The sequence below is a fragment of the Candidatus Cloacimonas sp. genome (assembly GCA_039680785.1).
Lineage (GTDB): Bacteria > Cloacimonadota > Cloacimonadia > Cloacimonadales > Cloacimonadaceae > Cloacimonas.
Map to the genome: position 1 here is coordinate 31916 of JBDKSF010000122.1, position 16774 is coordinate 48689.

Annotated in this window: 13 protein-coding genes; 7 read left to right on the forward strand and 6 right to left on the reverse strand. The window is 36.4% G+C overall.

Features of this window, described 5'->3' with window-relative positions:
• Position 1: 1 nt before the first annotated feature.
• The 6 genes from ABFC98_08700 to ABFC98_08725 form a co-directional block, all read right to left on the reverse strand.
• The gene (locus ABFC98_08700; GenBank protein MEN6446095.1) at positions 2-1126 is read right to left on the reverse strand and encodes a M20/M25/M40 family metallo-hydrolase; all 1125 of its coding nucleotides are present in this window, start codon (positions 1124-1126) and stop codon (positions 2-4) included.
• Between the two features lie 108 nt (positions 1127-1234).
• The gene (rfbB, locus tag ABFC98_08705) at positions 1235-2305 is read right to left on the reverse strand and encodes a dTDP-glucose 4,6-dehydratase (GenBank protein MEN6446096.1); all 1071 of its coding nucleotides are present in this window, start codon (positions 2303-2305) and stop codon (positions 1235-1237) included.
• Positions 2302-3159: a ParB/RepB/Spo0J family partition protein gene (locus tag ABFC98_08710; GenBank protein MEN6446097.1), complete on the reverse strand. Its 858-nt coding sequence runs from the start codon at positions 3157-3159 to the stop codon at positions 2302-2304. The genes rfbB and ABFC98_08710 overlap by 4 nt, the downstream gene beginning before the upstream one ends.
• A complete protein-coding gene (locus ABFC98_08715) occupies positions 3156-3935 on the reverse strand; it encodes an AAA family ATPase (GenBank protein MEN6446098.1) in 780 nt (259 codons plus the stop codon). The genes ABFC98_08710 and ABFC98_08715 overlap by 4 nt, the downstream gene beginning before the upstream one ends.
• Before the next feature lie 21 nt (positions 3936-3956).
• Positions 3957-4598, reverse strand: coding sequence for a 16S rRNA (guanine(527)-N(7))-methyltransferase RsmG (gene rsmG, locus ABFC98_08720; GenBank protein MEN6446099.1), 642 nt, complete (start codon positions 4596-4598; stop codon positions 3957-3959).
• Complete coding sequence (locus tag ABFC98_08725) at positions 4595-7144, reverse strand: HEAT repeat domain-containing protein (GenBank protein MEN6446100.1); 2550 nt, start codon at positions 7142-7144, stop codon at positions 4595-4597. The genes rsmG and ABFC98_08725 overlap by 4 nt, the downstream gene beginning before the upstream one ends.
• Before the next feature lie 1010 nt (positions 7145-8154).
• Here ABFC98_08725 and ABFC98_08730 point away from each other — a divergent pair.
• The 7 genes from ABFC98_08730 to cas1 form a co-directional block, all read left to right on the forward strand.
• Positions 8155-8601: a hypothetical protein gene (locus ABFC98_08730; GenBank protein MEN6446101.1), complete on the forward strand. Its 447-nt coding sequence runs from the start codon at positions 8155-8157 to the stop codon at positions 8599-8601.
• A gap of 331 nt (positions 8602-8932) precedes the next feature.
• Positions 8933-9604, forward strand: coding sequence for a CRISPR-associated endonuclease Cas6 (locus ABFC98_08735; GenBank protein MEN6446102.1), 672 nt, complete (start codon positions 8933-8935; stop codon positions 9602-9604).
• Positions 9601-11700 carry a TM1802 family CRISPR-associated protein gene (locus ABFC98_08740; GenBank protein MEN6446103.1) on the forward strand — a complete coding sequence of 700 codons (2100 nt, stop codon included), beginning with the start codon at positions 9601-9603 and terminating at the stop codon, positions 11698-11700. The genes ABFC98_08735 and ABFC98_08740 overlap by 4 nt, the downstream gene beginning before the upstream one ends.
• Positions 11687-12556: a type I-B CRISPR-associated protein Cas7/Csh2 gene (gene cas7b, locus ABFC98_08745; GenBank protein MEN6446104.1), complete on the forward strand. Its 870-nt coding sequence runs from the start codon at positions 11687-11689 to the stop codon at positions 12554-12556. The genes ABFC98_08740 and cas7b overlap by 14 nt, the downstream gene beginning before the upstream one ends.
• A 12-nt stretch (positions 12557-12568) precedes the next feature.
• Positions 12569-13348, forward strand: a complete 780-nt coding sequence (gene cas5, locus ABFC98_08750) for a CRISPR-associated protein Cas5 (protein ID MEN6446105.1) — start codon at positions 12569-12571, stop codon at positions 13346-13348.
• A complete protein-coding gene (gene cas3, locus ABFC98_08755) occupies positions 13345-15756 on the forward strand; it encodes a CRISPR-associated helicase Cas3' (GenBank protein ID MEN6446106.1) in 2412 nt (803 codons plus the stop codon). Before cas5 ends, cas3 begins: the two co-directional genes overlap by 4 nt.
• Positions 15756-16774 (forward strand): CRISPR-associated endonuclease Cas1 (gene cas1, locus ABFC98_08760; GenBank protein ID MEN6446107.1); only part of this gene is annotated, 1019 nt, incomplete at its 3' end. The genes cas3 and cas1, both read left to right, overlap by 1 nt.

Consider the following 16774-nt stretch of genomic DNA (forward strand, 5'->3'; position numbering starts at 1 on the left):
TTTATTTCTCCGAGTATTGAATGATCAGCTGTTCTACAAAAGCAGCGCCTTTATAAAGCTGGTCAATATCGATACTTTCCTTAACGGTATGGATATTGTTCATCCCCGTTCCCACAATGAGGGTGGGGATTTTTTGGGCATTGAAAATATTGGCATCACTGCCGCCGCCGAGAATTTTAATATTGGAAGGGACATCCAAAGCTCTCAGAGCATTTTCAGCAAGAGTTACAACTAAAGCATTGCGAGGAATGAGAAATCCTTCATATTCTTCTTCCATTTCAAATTTATAAGAGGCATTGCCGTTTTGTTCATTATAGCGTTCTACCGTAGAAATTACCGCTTGTTCGATCTCGTTACAGACCTTATTTAGCTTGGCTTTATTATGGCTTCGAGCTTCACCTTTAACCACTACTTCCTTAGGAACGATATTGGTAGGTGATCCACTATAAATAGACCCTAAATTACAAGTAGTTTCAAAATCGATTCTTCCATTGGGCATTGCCACAATTGAATCAGAAGCCAAACGAATTGCGTTTAGTCCTTTTTCAGGTTCCACGCCCGCATGAGCTTCTTTTCCGTAAAAGTTTATGACGAAAGTATTTTGATAGGGAGCTCCGATTACCAGTTCACCTACCTGATTGCTGTCAAAAGCATAACCAATATCTGCTTTCAGTTTGGATTTGTCAAAATGCTTGGCACCCAAGAGTCCGATTTCTTCGGAAACGGTAATCAGCACTTCGATAGGAGTGTGTTCAATGCCTTTATCTTTGATATGTTTCAAGGCAACGATAATTTCGGCGATGCCGGATTTATCATCGGCGCCCAACACTGTTGTTTCATCGCTGCGAATAATATTATTAGCAATCTTTGGTTTAATGGAATTTCCGGGGGTTACGGTATCGGAATGAGCACAAAACAGAATGGGTTTTTTATTTATGGTTCCCTCAAAACGGGCTAACAAATTTCCTGCATTGCCGTTTGTTTTAGTATAGCAATCATCTTCTTCAACGGTTGCTCCCAGCTCTTCCAAATCCATTTTCAGTTTATCCATCATTGCTCTTTCGTTTTTGGATTCGCTATCAATATTGATAAGTTCAAGGAAATATTTAACTACATCTTTTTGCATTTTTCATCCTTTATATGTCTCGGCATTTATTATATAATAACCAATATTTAGGTAACGGCAAATATTTCTTATGCACAATATCCTAATGTCTTCAGTTGGTAATTTTTATTATCCAAGTCCCAAGCGTTCCTGTTTATATTTATTGTTTTGGATGTTTTGCCACCACTGCTTATTTTGTAGATACCAGATAATGGTTTTGCGAATGCCTGTGGCAAATGTTTCAGCAGGATGCCAGCCCAGTTCTGTTTCAATTTTTTCGGCATTTATGGCATAGCGTAAATCGTGTCCAGGCCTATCTTGCACAAAAGTAATCAGTTCCGTGTAACTATTTAAAGTGGGTGAGGGTTCAATTTCATCCAGAATTTCACATATTGTAGTTACAATATCTATATTTTTCATTTCGTTATGACCGCCTATATTATAGGTCTCTCCGTTTTTGCCTTGGCGAATAATAGTATTAATGGCTTCACAGTGATCGGTCACGAACAGCCAATCGCGAACATTAAGTCCTTTTCCGTAAACGGGTAGCGGCTTGTGTGCCAGACAGTTTAGAATAATTAAAGGAATCAGTTTTTCCGGAAATTGATACGGACCATAGTTATTGGAACAATTGGAAATAGAAACAGGCAATCCGAAAGTTCTTTGCCAGGCGCGAACCAAATGATCGGAACCCGCTTTGGAAGCTGAATAGGGTGAAGAAGGATCATAAGAGGTCTCTTCTGTAAACATTCCTGTCTCCCCCAAAGAGCCAAAGACCTCATCAGTAGATATATGATGAAAGCGAAACTGCTTTTTTGCCTCTTCCGGCAAGGAACGAAAGTATTCCAAAGCGGTATTTAGCAAAGTTGCCGTTCCCACCAGATTTGTTTGCACAAATTCCATCGGGCCATCTATACTACGATCCACATGGGATTCGGCAGCAAAATGGACAATCGTGTCCGGTTGGAAATGGAACATTATTTCTTGCATTTTTTCGGCAGCACAGATATCTGCCTGCTCAAAGAAATAACGCGTTCCACCATATTGGCTTTCCAAATCCTGCAAACTTTCCTTGTTGCCGGCATAAGTAAGTTTATCAATATTCAGTATGTTACCCTTAAAATTGGGGTCTGCAAAAAGGGTATGCAAATAATTGGCTCCAATAAAACCAGCTCCACCCGTTACGATAACTTTGTTCATTCTTCCTGCCTTATTTTATTTAGGAGGGCGATAAAATTCTCCAATTCCGCGGGTGTTTTATACATAAAAGTAATTTTGCCTTTGCCTTTGTCTTCTTGCACTTTCACCTTCAGATGGAAAATGTCTTTCAGGTCTTTTTCCAGTTCTTTGTTGCGCAACTGTTTTTTGGCTTTTTCAGGTTCATCCTGTTTATTTACGGAAAATGTCTTGGCTTTTTCTTCTGCTTGCCTAACCGTTAAATTATATTTGATAATGTAATCGGCAAACTTTTTTTGCACTTCAACGGGCACGGACAATATCGCGCGTGCTTGTCCTGCATTTAGTTCTCCGGCAACAAGCATTTGTTTCACTTCTTCCGGTAATTTTAACAAGCGTAATGAATTGGTTATCGTGGCTCTGTCTTTACCCACAATTTCCGAAATTACATTGTGCGTTAAGCCAAAATCATCCACCAGAGCACTATAGGCAATGGCTTCTTCAAGCGGGTTCAAATCTTCCCGCTGAATATTTTCTATCAAAGCAAGCTGCAATTGTTCCTTTTTAGAAACGCTCCGAATTACCACCGGCACTTTTTCCAGTCCTGCTTGTTTGGCTGCTTCCAAGCGTCTTTCACCCGCCACAAGTTCATATTCGGAATCATCCGTTTTAGTAACGATCAGGGGTTGGATAATGCCATTTTCTTTGATGGATTCAGTTAATTCCGCCAGCTTTTCCGGATCAAACTTTTTACGAGGTTGATAGCGATTGGGTTTGATACTTTCAATCGGCAAAGTAGTAATTCCAGCTGAGGGAATTGGCTCAGAGTCCTTTTCCGGAATCAAAGCCGCAAGTCCGCGTCCCAATTTTTCATTCATAACCGGTTATCCTGTTTGTTTCTATTGATCACTTCGTTTGCCAGATTAAGGTAACTCATTGCTCCGGGTGACTTTATATCGTATAGAAAAATGGGTTTGCCAAAACCGGGCGCTTCAGTTAATTTTATATTGCGCGGGATAATGGTTCTAAACACTTTTTCCTTAAAATAGCGATGCACTTCCTTAGCCACTTGCAAAGAGAGGTTTACCCTTTTATCAAACATCGTTAACAGCACGCCCAAAATGTTTAAACTGGGGTTTAAGTTCTTTTGAATTAAGCGGATAGTAGTAAGTAATTGGCTAACTCCTTCCAGGGCATAATATTCGCATTGAATCGGGATTAAAACCTCCGTGGCTGCTGTCATTGCATTTACGGTCAACAAACCCAGCGAGGGAGGACAATCAATTATTATATATTCAAAGGAATTCACAATTGGTTGCAGGGCATTTTTCAGTTTGTGTTCACGGGCATATTCTTGCACCAGTTCAATTTCCGCTCCGGTTAAATCTATATTTCCCGGAATGCAAAATAGATTATCCGTAGTAGTATTCAGGATGGTTTTTTCAATGGGAGCTCTACCAATCAGGGCGTCATAAATTTGCAGTTCCACTTTGTCTTTATCAATGCCTACTCCGCTGGTGGCATTTCCCTGAGGGTCAAAATCCACCAGTAAAGTTCTTTTTTCCAAAACTGCCAAAGCAGCAGCCAAATTTACGGCGGAAGTTGTTTTGCCAACTCCACCTTTTTGGTTTGCTACAGTTATCACTTTAGGCATATCTATCCTTTTTATCTATACTTAATGCACAATCAGGTTACGCTGTTTAATGCCGATTATTTTGCGCGTTCCCAGGGACGGAATATTTTCACTTAGCAGGATTTCATAATTAAAGTCCTGCACATCATCCAATTTTTGCGCTTTATAAAAAACAGCCATTCCGCTTGGTTTCAGCAATTTTCTTAATGGGTAGAGGTATCTTTCTTCCAAAGCAATCGCTCGGCAAACAATATAATCGTAGCTTGGTCTTCTTGCCACAAAAGCATAATCTTCCAAACGACTTGTTTCCACGCTTGTAGCGGAAAGACCTAAGGCATCTACGAATTCGGTTAAGACCTTGGCTTTTTTCTGCACCGATTCCAATAAAGTAATATTCATATTGGGGACAGCCAGTTTTAACGGAATTCCGGGTAAACCACCTCCCGTGCCAAAATCCAAAACGGTTTTTTCCTGTAAATCCAAACATTCCAAAGCAACTAAGCTGTCAAGAAAATGCTGAACCCAATATCGCTCAATGGGTATATTACGCGAAACCAGATTCACATTCTTATTGGCGGTAGAGAGCAATTGCAGATAATGTTCAAACTGCCCAATGATATGCTCTGCATTTTCCAAATTTAGTTTTTGGAGATATGCTTCAAAAAGTTGTCTATCTTCGCTCATCTTAATTCCTTTTCCGAAGTGCGGATGAGAGCTTTCACCAAAAAAGAGCTGTCATTTGCCATCTGTTTCAGACAGTTATATGCTTCGGGAGTTCCAATTTGTTTTAAGGATTTGGCAGCTAAATAGCGATATCTTTCACAGGGATGAAAAGCATATTGGGCAAGCAAATTTACGCTCTCTGCATTTTTTATGCTTCCTAACAGCGAAAGGCAGGTTGTTACATATTTTCCGTTTTCTAAATGTTTTCGCAAGGGCTCAATTAAAGTGCTGTCACCTGTCTCGGCAATCAAAGTTAGAGCATTTTTAGCTTTCAAGCTATCTTCGGCGTCAACATAGTTAAATAGTTCTTTTTTAAAATCGGCATTGGCATCCACCAAAACCTCCAAAGCACGATATTCCAGTCCGGACTTCGTTCCCAGCTTGTTTTTTGTAATGTAATCAATCGCTTCATCAGCTCTAAAAAGCATTATTTCACGCGCTTTTTTCACTCTTTCAACGGCATTGCCAACTTCCCATTCTGAGGCAGCGGCAAAAATTTGTTCCATTGGCTCATCCGAAGTAGGCGGGGGCAGCATTTCCATTTCTGCCTGTTTTACTTTTTCACTTATTGCTGGGCTGATTAAATCGCTGCCAATAGCATAAGTGCCTTGTTTCCATACTTTTCCATCTGCCTTAAGGGTATCGGGATAAATATCCGTTCCACCTTCATCCAAAAAAAGACCTATACTGCCTGTAACTCTACTGTAAGCAGCGTTTCCATAATTTTGGGGATTATTTCTTTCATAACGATCATTGCCGCTTTTATCCACAAAAATACCTACGGAATTACTTAAACCCAAGCCATTGCCACCTTCAATGGAATAGGCATCATCGCCTTTGGCATCAATAAAAATTCCCACACCCCAATCGTGACCTGCACCTTGACCGGGTCCATGTCGGCTGTAATATGTATCTTCACCTTCGCCATCAAAAAGAAAACCACCCGCCAAATGAATACCAGAGCCCTGAGGATAATATATGGCATTATAAACATCATTTCCACTTTCATCTATCAACATTCCCAAAGCATACCAGTAAGCTGAGCCCTGAGCATAAACCCCTCCCATATATCTATCGTTACCTTTTTTATCAAAAAGGAGTCCCAAGCCACCGGCAAAATCGGGTCTAAAACCAAATCCCATACCTTGTCCCAGAGTTAAATAATCGTTTGGCATTAAAGGTGAATGGAAATATTTTCCGCCTATTGTATAATTATCGGCACCGCCAAAATCCAGCAAAGCGCCAGTAGAACGAATTGAACCACATCCTTGAGCCAGACAACTGGCACTGTAAAAATCATTTCCCTCAATGTCTTGAAGTAGGGAAAGTCCGCGCACAGCAGCACCCTGGCTAAATAGACCACTTTCATAAATGTCGTTTCCGGAAAAATCACGATGGATTTGCAGTCCCATCATTGCCGCAAAAGAAAAATCACCTGTGCGGTAAATATCGTTTCCGGCTTTATCATCAGAAATTCCCAAACCGGAAAGAGCCAAAAATTGACCTCCAATGGCTGGATTCAGATAGCTGTCATCCCCATTATAATCAATCAGCAGATAAGTATAATTTTTTGCACCGGTTGCCAAAGTCATTGTATATTTATCATTTCCGCCCGGTTCAATCAGCAGAATTAGCGGTTTTTTAAGCATTTTATCGTTATAGTAATCATCATTTAGCGTTCCGATCAGCATTGTTCCATATTTGCCTATTTTCACTATGGGCTTTTTATTTTTGTAGGATAATTTTCCTGCTTCGCTGCTGATTACATCCGCTAAAGCTAAAAATTGCATTCCAGCTTGTTGCAAATCTAATTCGGAAAGAGACCCCATCAGTTCTTTTATTTCGGCGTCCTCAATTTCTGCCAAAACGGGTAAATGATGTTTGGCAAAATAAGCGGCATAGCTATCTTTATCTTCATTTTCCATCAGAGCCGTAAAGAGATAGGCAACATATTTGTCCCATTGTTCATTGTCATAATTGGAATATGCTTTTGCCAAAACGGGTATAATCTGGTTTAGAGCGGTCTCGTAAAAATTGCAGATGTCTTTGGGCTGCTTTACTTTATGCCAAAAATCCTGCAGGTAAAATTCTTTGTAGCGCAGATAAATAGAAAAGGCGCTATCTTCATCAATTGCCTTTCGATAAAGAACATCCGCCAGATAGGCAAATTTCTCATCATCATTCGCTTCATTTGCTGCCTTTCTAATTTGTTGCATCAAGTCCAAACCGTAATAGGGCTCCTGCAAAGCTCTTAAAAAGTCCTGACTTTTTCCCCAGGTAGAAAGGTCCCAATCCTTTTCGTAGTTCAAATCGGAAGGGCTCAATTGAATCGCTGCAAGCATTTTTTCCAGCTCACATAAGTCCTTCTCCGCAAGCGGATGATAATCTTTTTCTGCAAGTGTATCTTGTTTTGCCGTAAGAGAATCACCGGCAGAAAAAGTTTCTCCTTTCAGCACGGAAATCAGTATTATATGAAGCATAAAGATTAGTATGGCAGTTCTTTTCATTTATTCCTCTTGAAAAATCAAATTCTGGGAAAGTTGTTTTGCTGTCAACCTTTAGATTATCCCAAGAGAAAAAAAAGAATTCTCACAGATTGCACAGATTTAACAGATAATAGGTATGGGATGAATAGGATTATTTTAGCGGAGGGCTGAGAGCTTAGAAAAAAAAGATCTCTCACAGATTGCACAGATGACACAGATTAAAAAGAGAATAGGTTTGGGATGAATGGACTATTTTAGCGGAGGGCTGAGAGCAGAGAAAAAAAAGATCTCTCACAGATTGCACAGATGACACAGATTAAAAAGAGAATAGGTTTGGGATGAACAGGATTGAAAAGATGTTAGAGATTTTTAAAACAATATTTACCTTAAAAGCCCGGAGGGCGACACAATCATAGCGATGGGTGCGTAAGCCCCTCGTAAAAATGAAAGACACAATCTTTTTCTTTTTCATTTTCGTTTACCCATAAAGCCCCCCAAGGGCGACACAATCATAGCGATGGGTGCGTAAGCCCCTCGAAAAAGAAAGACAAAAACATCATATTCTCATTCTCATATACCCAAAAAAAGCCCCCAAAGGCAACACCTCTCTTTACACAAACATTCTCTCTAACCCGATTCCTTATTCGCTGTCCCAGAATCAGATAAAGCAATATAACACCATTCATTTAACCCTTTTAAACCCAGGCAGAGGCATAACCAAAAGTTCAAACGCCCAAACTTTTTATCTTGCATCAATCTAATTACTTACATCTATCTCTTTACTATCTGCCTGCTTATGGCGCTTATAACACTCCGCTACTTCCTGAATGTATCCCGAATGAAAATAAGAGAAGCGTTCGGGATGCGTTCGAGCAGCATTTGAGAAACAAGCAGGCATCTATTAAGAATGTCCCTAATGCATTGTAACTCCGTTAATTACAAAAATGGAGAAAAATATTTCGGTTTTGTCACCCTTTTGGGCATTTTTGTCACCCCCTTATATATGAAGAAGAAAATTTAGGAGATACAAAATGAAAGTTAGCTTCAAATACGGATTAGCCGGCTATACCGGCAAAACGGACGGACTGGTCTATTGTTATAACCGCCATACTGGCAAAGTGTATGCGCGTCACAAAAGCAATCCTCGCTTAACGAAAGAAAATGAACGCATCGGAAAAATGTCCAAAAACATATTTGGCTTAAAACCATCGGCGGCATATAAGGACGATTTACAGCTTTACTGTATGCGCTATAATGGATTACGAAACAACCAGGAAAAGCGTATTGGCTCCTGGGTAAATCTCTATGTGATCCTGATGACCAATATGGCAAAAGCAATGCCCAATATAAACTTAAATACTATCACTCGCGCCGAAATTTATCAAAACGACCTGCCCTGCCAAAATATTAAAAAAGCGGTGGAGGCAGGTATCCTATCTCCAGTGGAAGGTTATGAAAGATTAACCGCTTTATTGTAACTACGAAATCGCTGTTTCAATAATGGATAAAGTGTGCTTAAATTGTGCACTTTATCCTTTTTGTGTGGGGCTAATCCATTGTATTTCCATAATTGAATTTTGGTAATCCAAGGACAAATATTTCTTATACTTTTTCTATTTCATTGAGCTCATATAGGAAAATAATTCTTCTCTTCTATATTTTTGTCTTAATACCTTAGCATTAATTCTCCATATTTAATTTTTCCACTTGACAAGATTATCTTATGTAACAATAAAGAATTAATGGCGTTTTTTAGGAAGGAAGATTTTATGGTGATTGTCGCTAAATATCTGACTGGGAAAGGGTGAGATGAAAATTCGATATTTAATTGTCAGCTGGACTGATGTTCTGCTCGAGCCAAGGGATATACCCAAACTGAGAGGTTTCTTTGTGAATCAATTTCCTGAAGATCATATTTTTCATAATCACTTACCTGGGTTTGGATATAACTATAAAGCTCCCCAAATTCAATATCGGGTAATGGAAAAACATCCTGCCTTGCTTGCCATCAATGATGGTATAGATATTATCAAAAAGGTCTTTCTGGAAGTGGATAAACTGGAAATTAACGGTAAAACCCTCGTTTCCAACGAAAGAGAGATCTCCTTGAAAGAAGAGGACTTTGGCTTAACCGAAAACTATTATACTTACTTTTTTGCCTCTCCCTGGATGGCTTTGAACCAGGAAAACTATAAGGACTATAATAAAATGAATGCTTTTCAGCGTAACCAAAAACTAAAAACTATCCTGAAAAATAACCTCAAAACCCTTTCCAAGGCATTTAACTATTGGATTCCAGATGTGGAAAAACTAAATGTGGATGGCTGGTTTAAACCCCTGGAAGTAAATTTCCATAATCAACCTATGCAATGCTTTACCGGCGATTTTACAACCAATTTCCTTATCCCTGAATTCCTTGGTCTCGGAAAACAAAGTGCTCGCGGCTTTGGTGTAGTAAGAAAAAGAAAGGAGGAAAAATGATTCCTTTATATCAAGCTATAGGGAAAATAGTATTAAAAACAGTGAATTTTAACTCGCTTCCCGAAAAAGAACAAAAACTATTGATTGTGAAACAGTATTGTAATGAACTGAACAATTATAAATGGCCGAAAAAAGTGGTCAATAATGTGGTCAATAATGTGGACAATAATGTGGACAATAATGTGGACAATAATGTAAAAGATGATGTTGGAAGGTTATTGGAGTTAAACCTTGATACTACTAAAAAGGTATGCTATTTTTCCCAGGGTACTCAATTAATTCCTGAAAAAAAAGATGAACTCTTGGTTTTTTCTAATTATTCTCCAAATGATCCTTCTATCTATGCTGCCCACATATCGTTAAAACCACTACTGCAATTTGAACTATATAATTATGTAGAAAACAACTTCAAAAAAATACCGTGGAAAGAAGAAACTCGGGGAAAGGAGTTCTTAAACTATCTCAAAGATATACAAGAGACATTTTTCAGAATGGAAAATAATATTATCTCACTTAAATATGATAAGCTTAAAGAAGACCAACAAAAGGATTTTCCTGATCCTGAGAATATACCTGAACTTAAAGATAAGCTGAATGAAAAAAAGGACTACAACAAAGAATTTCAAAAATACTTAAAAAAATATCTTTCTACTACTATAAAAGATTTTGTTACAGAAAGACAAGCTTATGCTTTAAAGATTGATGGTCAATTTTTGCATCAAACGAAGTATGCCGATTGTTATATTGATGTTTTGTATCATTACCTTTTTGACAGACATTATTTAGATAACACAAAACAGGGCTATTGTCATATCTGTGGAAATGAATCTACCTTACCTAAAGACATAGCTATTAAACAGAAATTTTTTGGAACTACTAACCCTCTTTATTTTGATAAAGTAGACGGAAATTTAACTCACAATGCTTTTTCAATGTGCGAAAATTGCAATCAGCAAGTTTTAATAGGAATTCAATATGCATCTACAAAGTTGAGAACAACCTTACTTGGTTTGAAAACTATAGTCCTACCCGAAATTAAGTTTGAAATTGATAATGATGAAGAACTAATTGATCCTCAAAAACTTAATATGGCTACAAAGCTTCTGGAGCGAATACCCTTAGATCAAAAAAGGGATGATATTAATACTCTTAATACACTTCTCAGAAGGTTAAAAGAATTTACTTTGCTTTTTTATAACAAACCAAGCCCTACTTCACAAGAATTTATCATTAATGGTATGATTAAAAACATCAATCTAAAGGAATTAATCGCTAAAACTGAACACTTGAATAAAATGGTTCAGGATTATAACTTAGGTTCTTTATATGGTAAACAGGCATGTTTATCTTTTGAAGGGCTTAGATATTTAATTCTACCTTCAAAAGAATCTCATCCAGGTATGGATCAAAATGATTATACTGTATTGAATAAAAACATTATCAGTTCTTTAGGGACATACATATATAAAAGGAACTTTCAATATTATGATCTTATCTGTAGGTTTGCTGATATTTATAATCGGAAAAACAATAATTTGAAAACCGAGAATAAGTATTTTTTAAATATAACCCCCTTTCTTATGACCCTATATTTAGATCACTTAATAAAATTTAATCAATTAGAAGGAGTATCAATTATGGAACAGCGTAATTTAATTTCAAAGCTGCAGGATGAAAGAATCACTGTATATTTTAACTCTCATTCCCAAATTTATGAAAACAACTTCTTTGCTCAAGGACTTTTCATATTGGGTATGTATATTGCCGCGATAGAATCCGAACAGAGAAAAAAGAATATCAAAAGCACTTTAATTAATAGATTGAATCTGCGTGGTATTCCTGTTCAAAAAGTTAAGTCCTTGATGGCTATGGTTGATGAAATGGGTAAGGTTTGGAATATATTTTATGATTCTATAACTGAAAATTATTACAGAGAATGTTTGCAAGGTATAGAGAACTCTTCTCTATCACCGGAAGAAATTGTCTTTCACATTTTAAGTGGCAGGGCTTATTCAAATTATTTAGGTGCTATGTATAAATTAGAACATCCAGATAAAACTGAAAAAAATCAGGAGGAACAAAATGATCAACAATAACTCAGAAATCCTATTTCTTTACGATGCACAAATGTGCAATCCTAATGGTGATATGGACAATGAAAACAAACCTCGTATGGATTATGATACTTTCATAAACCTTGTTTCCGATGTCCGCTTAAAACGCTATATTAGAGATTATTTTGAGGATATCAAAGGGGAGGAAATTTTTATTTCCAATAAAGCCAAAGATGCTAAAGAACGCAATAGCCAAATTAAAGCAATCAAGAAAGGACATATTGATTTGATTGATGTTCGTCTATTCGGAGCTGTAACTACAGAAGAGGATAAGGGTGGACATTTTACAGGACCGGTTCAATTTAACTGGGGTTATTCCTTACATCCTGTTGAAATGGTTGATAGTTCAACGATCACTTCCAGTTTTTCAGGTGGTCAAGGTATTGGTAAAGATTATCGTTTATATTATTCCCTAATTGCCTTTTCCGGAAGTATAAATGCCAATACTGCAAAAGAAACAAATCTTTCCGAAACAGACCTGCAACTTTTAGATGAGGCAATGCTTAATTCCATTCCTCTTGCCAGAACCAGAACTAAAATTGGACAATACCCACGTTTGTATTTGCGGATAGAATTGAAGGACAAAGATAAATTTTTAAAGGACTTACGCAGTATGATTAAGGTAACTTCTCAGAATTCTAATATAGCACAAAATCTTCGTCTTATCCGAAAACCGGAAGATTATGAATTAAACATCAACCCCTTAATAGAATATTTAAATCAAAACAGAGAATTGATTTCCTGCATTAATTACTGGAAAGATGAACAGATATCAATTCCTGAGTTTGATAAAATTTTTATCCAAGAGAACTGGAAAAAACCGCTTTCCCTTAAATGATGGGGGAAAGATATGAAAATACCTGATAATTTTAATCAGATTTTAGAGCTGAAGCTAACAGGTAAATTTGCGCATTTCCGTAAATTTTATACTAACGCATCTTCTCTAACTTACATAATACCGCCCCGAACTACAATCTGTGGTTTACTTGCTTCTATTATGCAAATCGAAAGAGACGGTTATTATGATATTATGAGTTCAGAAAATCTTGGAGTTGCCATATCTTTAGTCCCCAACATATACTATCATAAAGTATTTCAGACATTGAATTATGCACAAGATGCAACTACCAAAATTCCGATAAATGATCTTTCTGCTCATAAACAATGTCGTTTGGAACTTCTTAAAGCACAGGGTTCTGAAGATCTGGAATGGATACTTTTTCTTTGTTTCGATAGGATGAAAAGTAGTGTATTTACAGAATTGGAAAACAAGATCAAAGTAAAAGATTTTGGTTATGGTTTATATTTAGGACAAAGACAGTTTATTGCTCATCTGGAATTAATTAGAACCTATAACCAAGGTGAATTTGAACCAATATCTGAATCTGACTATCTGGATTCTGCTATAGAAAGAGAATTGATAGAAGGCATTACTTCTCAAGATTGTGATTTAATTATGGAAAGAATGCCTCTGGAACAGGAATTAATGGAAGGGAAAAGAAAAAGTTATCGTCAAACCAAGCGCTTTGGAAATATAGTATTAGAAACGAACGGGAAAAGAATTCCCGGTAAGTTCAAAGATTTGGTTGAATTACATAATAACCAAAGAACCAGAATATCTTTTTTATGATTATTTCCCATCCTGCAAAAAATGGATATCAGGAGAAGCTTTTGGTAGATCATTTAGCTGAAGTGGCTTCTAATGCTAAAGAGATGATCCAAAAGCTTTCCCTGAATTTAAATACTACAACTAAAGATAATTTAGCTTCTGTTGCTGAAAAAATTGGTATAATGCATGATCTGGGAAAGGCATCTTCCTATTTTCAAAACTATATCCGGGGGGGAAAACAAAATAACTTAAGCCATCATAGTTTTATCTCGGCAGTTATAACATATTTTAATTTTAACTCCTGGAAAGAATTTTCCTGTTTTGCTCCCTTTGCCTTTAAATGTGTGCAAAAACATCATAGTAATTTAAGTTCTTTTTATAGTGAAGGACTGGATAATGCAGCTCTTATCAATGAGACCCTTACTATCTATAAAAGTGTATTGGATAACATAAATAACGATGTTGATCTAACAAAACTCCTAAAAGAACACAATATCAGCTTACCGGACTTGTCCTATAGCTATTTTCAGCTTTTGAATGATAATTTGGATGATTTTTCTCTTACTTATTCTCCTGCTGATAACGATGATAAAATAGAAACATTTCTCATTCAAAATCTATTATTCTCTGTTCTTATTGATGCTGATAAACACAATGCAGCAGGGAAAGAATATGTATATTTGGATAAGCTTAAACCTAAACTTTGCTATTCACCCTCAAAATTAATTGCAGAAAAGAATAAGAAACAGGGAGCTTTAAATACTTTAAGAAATCAATTTATTGCTAATATCCAAGAAAATCTAAGCATTGAACTCTCTCAGAAATTATATACTCTAACTGCTCCAACCGGAAGCGGAAAAACATTTGCCTGTCTGGAATTTACTAATTGCATTCAAAACCTTGAGGATACTTCACGCAGAGTTATTTATTGCCTTCCCTATACTTCTATTATAGACCAAAATTATAAAGAATTTGAAAGTGTGTTACATTCTAACCTCTCTGAGCAAGCTACTTTAGATTACAGATTTATAGTAAAACATCATCATTTGGTAGATTATTCAACAGTTACAAAAGCTGAGCCAACATACAATTTGGATGAATTGCAAAAAGATATCTTGTCTATTGAATCCTGGGAATCTGCTTGTGTTATTTCTACATTTGTTCAATTGTTTCATTCCTTAATTGGCAATAGAAACGGGATGCTCCGAAAGCTGCATAATATAATTAATTCAATAATTCTTCTGGATGAAGTCCAAAACTTGCCTGCAGATTATTATCCTTTACTAAGAGTTCTATTTAAAGTGCTTGCGGAAAGATTTGATACTTTTATATTGTCTTGTTCTGCCACTCAACCCTATTTATTTCCTCAGGATACATATATAGAATTATGTCAGAAAGAACTTTTCTCAGTTCCTGATTTTAATCGTGTAAAACTAAATATTGATCTAAAGGAACAAACTTTAGATGAGTTTTGCCAGAATTACCTGGAGCTTGGAGGTTCCAAGAGTATTTTAATTGTTATGAATACTAAACGCTCAGCTCTTGCTATATATGATTATCTTTCTTCTAAATTCAAATCATCTTATCAAGTTTTCTGTTTAACTACTTTGCATATCCCTTTATGTAGGCAGAAAATTATAGAAAAAATTGGTTGTATCATTAAAGAAGAAAAGACAAAAGTAGTTTTGGTTTCCACTCAATTGATCGAAGCAGGTGTTGACATAAGTTTTCAAAAAGTATATCGTGATTTTGGTCCTTTAGATAGTATTATCCAGGTTGCAGGTAGATGTAATAGACATAATGAATTAGGTGAACTTGGCGGAGAAATGTTTTTGGTCAATCTACAAAAAGATGGCAAGTTTCTTAGCCACTATGTATATGATAAATATCTATTATCTAAAACAAAAGAGTGTCTTGAAGGTAACACTACCTTAGAAAGTCGTCAGTTTACTGATATTGTAGATAACTATTATAGAAAGCTTGATGTTGGTGCAAAAGGAGAAGCCATATTAAAAGCTATCTCCGTTCTAAATTACGATCAAAACATTCAAAATCAAATACCCATTGCTGATTTTAAAATCATTACCGATAATTATGCTACTGAGACGCTCTATATTCTTTGTGATGATACATCTACTAAAGCAATCTCATCTATAATAAGTAAACTAGAATACATTAAGCAGAATAAGCTTACAAAGGAGGAATTACAAAAAACAAAAACAGCTCTGGAAACAGAATATCGTTCTTTGAACTCATATCAAATAAATCTCTCCCTCAATGAACTTAACGCTATTTATGATTCGTATAAGGTAAAAAAACTTAATGACCATATTTATTACATTGAGAACGAATTTGTTAATGACTTTTACGAATGCACAACTGGCTTTAAACTATATTCTACAGCTAAATCAAGCTGTCTTGCTTTCTGATGGAAGTTCATTTAAATACCTACGGCAGTTACTTACGCAAAAAAGATGAAATGTTTGAATTGAGCATTGAGGACAGGAAAACCAAGCTCTCTCCGGAAAAGATATCTTCCATTGTAATTTCCAATGCTGCCATTATAACTACGGATGCAATTCAATTAGCGATGGATTATAATATAGACATTGTTTTTCTGGATAAATATGGCAATCCTTATGGCAGAATTTGGTTTCCGAAGATTGGTAGTACTGTTTTAATTCGGAGAAGGCAGCTGGAAATGCTTTCCGATAATGTAGGTTTACAATTCATCAAAAACTGGGTTGCCATTAAAACAATGAATCAGTATCGTTTTGTGCAGCGTTTACTTTCCAAGCGGGATTGTGATAAAAGTATTTTTCAAAATCGGATGCAAAATATGCAAGAGGCGGCTATTTGTATAATGCAGGCAGAAGGCAAATTGGAAGAACTTTCGGGTTCTTTTATGGGTTGGGAAGGAGGTGCGTCCAAAAATTACTTTTCTATTTTGGCAGAGCTTATTCCGGATGCTTATAAATTTGCGGGCAGAAGTTCGCGTCCTGCCAAAGATGCTTTTAATGCTATGTTGAATTATGGCTATGGTATGCTTTATTCCAAAGTGGAGCGAGCTTTAATTATTGCCGGTCTCGATCCTTATTTGGGTATTTTGCATAGTGATAACTATAACAAAAAGTCCTTTGTGTTTGATTTTATAGAGCCGTATCGTATTTTGGTGGATGAGCCGGTATTTTATATTTTTTCCCGGCATAAATTTTCGCCTGAGTTTATTGAACCGGTTCATCAAGGTGTTTTACTCAGCACTGCAGGCAAAAAATTTTTAGCTCCTTTGTTGTTAGAACATTTTGATGAAATTATCCGGTATCATAATAAAAACCGTAAACGCATTGATATGCTTCAAACTGATGCTCATGCTTTTGCCAATTACTTAATTGAGAAAAGGGAAAACTATCTGGAGACCTCTGTAAACAGGAAATTACAAAATTTCCT

Bases quoted from the DNA above. Each gene is read 5' to 3' on its own strand.
- ABFC98_08700 (MEN6446095.1), bottom strand. From the start codon at position 1,126: ATGCAAAAAGATGTAGTTAAATATTTCCTTGAACTTATCAATATTGAT.
- rfbB (MEN6446096.1), bottom strand. From the start codon at position 2,305: ATGAACAAAGTTATCGTAACGGGTGGAGCTGGTTTTATTGGAGCCAAT.
- ABFC98_08710 (MEN6446097.1), bottom strand. From the start codon at position 3,159: ATGAATGAAAAATTGGGACGCGGACTTGCGGCTTTGATTCCGGAAAAG.
- ABFC98_08715 (MEN6446098.1), bottom strand. From the start codon at position 3,935: ATGCCTAAAGTGATAACTGTAGCAAACCAAAAAGGTGGAGTTGGCAAA.
- rsmG (MEN6446099.1), bottom strand. From the start codon at position 4,598: ATGAGCGAAGATAGACAACTTTTTGAAGCATATCTCCAAAAACTAAAT.
- ABFC98_08725 (MEN6446100.1), bottom strand. From the start codon at position 7,144: ATGAAAAGAACTGCCATACTAATCTTTATGCTTCATATAATACTGATT.
- ABFC98_08730 (MEN6446101.1), top strand. From the start codon at position 8,155: ATGAAAGTTAGCTTCAAATACGGATTAGCCGGCTATACCGGCAAAACG.
- ABFC98_08735 (MEN6446102.1), top strand. From the start codon at position 8,933: ATGAAAATTCGATATTTAATTGTCAGCTGGACTGATGTTCTGCTCGAG.
- ABFC98_08740 (MEN6446103.1), top strand. From the start codon at position 9,601: ATGATTCCTTTATATCAAGCTATAGGGAAAATAGTATTAAAAACAGTG.
- cas7b (MEN6446104.1), top strand. From the start codon at position 11,687: ATGATCAACAATAACTCAGAAATCCTATTTCTTTACGATGCACAAATG.
- cas5 (MEN6446105.1), top strand. From the start codon at position 12,569: ATGAAAATACCTGATAATTTTAATCAGATTTTAGAGCTGAAGCTAACA.
- cas3 (MEN6446106.1), top strand. From the start codon at position 13,345: ATGATTATTTCCCATCCTGCAAAAAATGGATATCAGGAGAAGCTTTTG.